At 48.3% G+C, this 2,848-nt stretch carries 5 protein-coding genes and 1 pseudogene; 5 read left to right on the forward strand and 1 reads right to left on the reverse strand.

Features of this window, described 5'->3' with window-relative positions; all coding sequences use genetic code 11:
- Positions 1-335, forward strand: a pseudogene (locus BFF42_RS14370) (IS1-like element IS1X2 family transposase); the annotation flags it as partial.
- 10 nt (positions 336-345) lie between these two features.
- Here the strand turns inward: BFF42_RS14370 and BFF42_RS14375 are convergent.
- Positions 346-702 carry a PPC domain-containing protein gene (locus tag BFF42_RS14375; protein ID WP_000695216.1) on the reverse strand — a complete coding sequence of 119 codons (357 nt, stop codon included), beginning with the start codon at positions 700-702 and terminating at the stop codon, positions 346-348.
- Between the two features lie 241 nt (positions 703-943).
- Between BFF42_RS14375 and BFF42_RS14380 the strand changes: the two genes are divergently transcribed.
- The 4 genes from BFF42_RS14380 to BFF42_RS14395 all read left to right on the forward strand — a co-directional run.
- Positions 944-1,237, forward strand: a complete 294-nt coding sequence (locus BFF42_RS14380) for a YcgL domain-containing protein (RefSeq protein WP_001297679.1) — start codon at positions 944-946, stop codon at positions 1,235-1,237.
- A gap of 71 nt (positions 1,238-1,308) precedes the next feature.
- Positions 1,309-1,968 (forward strand): fumarylacetoacetate hydrolase family protein, encoded by a 660-nt coding sequence (locus BFF42_RS14385; protein WP_000284277.1) that lies wholly within the window; start codon positions 1,309-1,311, stop codon positions 1,966-1,968.
- A 91-nt stretch (positions 1,969-2,059) separates the two neighbouring features.
- Complete coding sequence (locus BFF42_RS14390) at positions 2,060-2,506, forward strand: YcgN family cysteine cluster protein (RefSeq protein ID WP_004982928.1); 447 nt, start codon at positions 2,060-2,062, stop codon at positions 2,504-2,506.
- 183 nt (positions 2,507-2,689) lie between these two features.
- Positions 2,690-2,848: IS1 family transposase (locus BFF42_RS14395; protein WP_032277379.1), on the forward strand; the 159-nt coding region annotated here is incomplete at its 3' end.

Raw genomic sequence — 2,848 nt, forward strand, 5'->3', positions numbered from 1 at the left:
GCTGGCTGTTTTACGCGTATGACAGGATACGGAGGACGGTTGTGGCGCACGTCTTCGGTGAACGCACTCTGGCCACACTGGAGCGTCTTCTGAGCCTGCTGTCGGCCTTTGAGGTCGTGGTATGGATGACGGATGGCTGGCCGCTGTATGAATCACGCCTGAAGGGAAAGCTGCACGTTATCAGCAAGCGTTACACTCAGCGCATTGAGCGACATAATCTGAATCTGAGACAACATCTGGCAAGGCTGGGACGGAAGTCACTGTCGTTCTCAAAATCGGTGGAGCTGCATGACAAGGTCATCGGGCATTATCTGAACATAAAACACTATCAGTAAGTTGGCAGCATTACCCGTCGTTTCGGGTTTGCAGCACTCGCAGCTCATATTTGCCAGAAGCAGGGAGTGAGTATTGTCCGTGACGATCGAGTTCTGGGGAATATCTGGATAAATCAACAGAATCATCGATTCCTGGCCCGAAGAGGTAAGTATCAGCGCCTTCATTAGAGATACTCACATGTACTTTCTGACCTTTTTTGGCATAGAAGGTATATGTATCGTAATCGTATCCCTTTATTTCGCCGGAGTACTGAGCGCTGCTATGGCCTTTTCTGAACTCAACATTGACATTCTTACCCGCAGCAAAGCTCGTGGAGGTTAGCAGTGCAAACAGTAATACAGCCTTACTGATGCTCTTGATTTTCATTGGTAGTCTCCTGTTCAGAATGAGTACGATGAACTGTTATAATATAACAATCCCTAACGGGAGAATTCCAGTGGCTTTTCTGCGTTCGGTAAAATCCCGGCGCGGCATTTTTTGCCGGGGGGATTACTTATAAAGGGGCATGGACTCAACAAACCGCAGAAATCTACAGCTGGCTGGCTTGTGGCGCGGGTTTCATTGATGTTAGCTTATGCCAAAACCTGGCATCTTAAAGAGTAAAAGTATGTTTTGTGTGATTTATCGAAGCAGCAAGCGTGACCAGACCTATTTATATGTCGAAAAAAAAGACGATTTTTCGCGTGTTCCTGAGGAACTGATGAAAGGTTTTGGTCAGCCTCAGTTAGCGATGATTCTGCCGTTGGATGGGCGGAAGAAACTGGTCAATGCTGATATTGAAAAGGTTAAACTGGCATTAACCGAGCAAGGTTACTATTTGCAGTTACCGCCACCACCCGAAGATTTGCTGAAGCAACATCTTTCCGTCATGGGGCAGAAAACAGACGACACGAACAAATAACCGATATCCGGCGGTGGCATTATCTTTGTCGGCGCGGGTTTTCATATCCACGATAAGGTGAGGGGAACGTTATGTATCAACATCACAACTGGCAAGGTGCGCTGCTGGATTATCCGGTGAGTAAAGTAGTCTGTGTTGGCAGTAACTATGCCAAACATATTAAAGAGATGGGCAGCGCAGTGCCCGAAGAGCCAGTGCTGTTTATTAAACCAGAAACGGCACTGTGCGATCTGCGGCAGCCATTGGCGATCCCATCCGATTTCGGTTCAGTTCATCATGAAGTCGAACTGGCGGTGTTGATTGGTGCGACGCTGCGTCAGGCAACGGAAGAGCATGTCCGCAAAGCCATTGCCGGTTACGGCGTGGCGCTTGATCTGACATTGCGTGATGTTCAGGGAAAAATGAAGAAAGCCGGGCAGCCGTGGGAAAAGGCTAAAGCGTTTGATAACTCTTGTCCGCTTTCCGGGTTTATCCCCGCGGCGGAATTTACCGGCGATCCACAAAATACAACGCTGGGCCTGAGCGTAAACGGCGAACAACGCCAGCAAGGTACGACTGCGGACATGATCCATAAAATCGTTCCGTTGATCGCTTATATGAGCAAGTTTTTTACCCTCAAGGCCGGTGACGTTGTGTTGACAGGCACGCCTGATGGCGTCGGCCCGTTGCAAAGCGGTGATGAGCTGACAGTCACTTTCGATGGGCATTCTTTGACAACTCGCGTTTTGTAATACTTTTTGCCGCCTGAAAGCGGCGGCAAAACTTGCATCGCTGTGCCAGACTGGTTATAAGGTGCGTTTTAACGTAATGGCGGAACACCTGATGAACGATGTACCTTTCTGGCAAAGTAAAACCCTGGACGAAATGAGCGATGCGGAATGGGAGTCGTTGTGTGATGGTTGCGGTCAGTGTTGCCTGCATAAACTGATGGATGAAGACACCGACGAAATCTACTTCACTAACGTCGCCTGTCGCCAGCTCAATATTAAAACCTGTCAATGTCGGAACTACGAACGTCGTTTCGAGTTTGAACCCGACTGCATTAAATTAACCCGTGAAAATCTGCCAACATTCGAATGGCTGCCAATGACCTGCGCTTATCGTTTGCTGGCGGAAGGTAAAGATTTACCTGTGTGGCATCCGCTACTTACTGGTTCGAAAGCGGCAATGCATGGTGAACGTATCTCTGTGCGTCATATCGCAGTGAAAGAATCAGAAGTGATTGACTGGCAGGATCATATCTTAAATAAACCTGACTGGGCGCAGTGATAAATTTAATAGATGTTGATGGGGGCTTTCTTAATATACGTCTGGATGCTCGCCATTTCGTAGCCCTGTTTTTGAAAGCGCTCTGTCATAATGAGAGTTACCCGATACCTTATTATCAACAGGTAACTGGTAATGCTGCCAACTTACTGATTTAGTGTATGATGGTGATTTTAAGGTGCTTGCGTGGCTTCCATTTCCATCAGATGTCCTTCCTGCTCCGCTACTGAAGGCGTGGTGCGTAACGGCAAAAGCACTGCCGGACATCAGCGCTATCTCTGCTCTCATTGCCGTAAAACATGGCAACTACAGTTCACTTACACCGCCTCTCAGCCCGGTACGCAC

Source organism: Shigella sp. FC1661 (genome assembly GCF_001712525.1).
GTDB lineage: Bacteria > Pseudomonadota > Gammaproteobacteria > Enterobacterales > Enterobacteriaceae > Escherichia > Escherichia coli.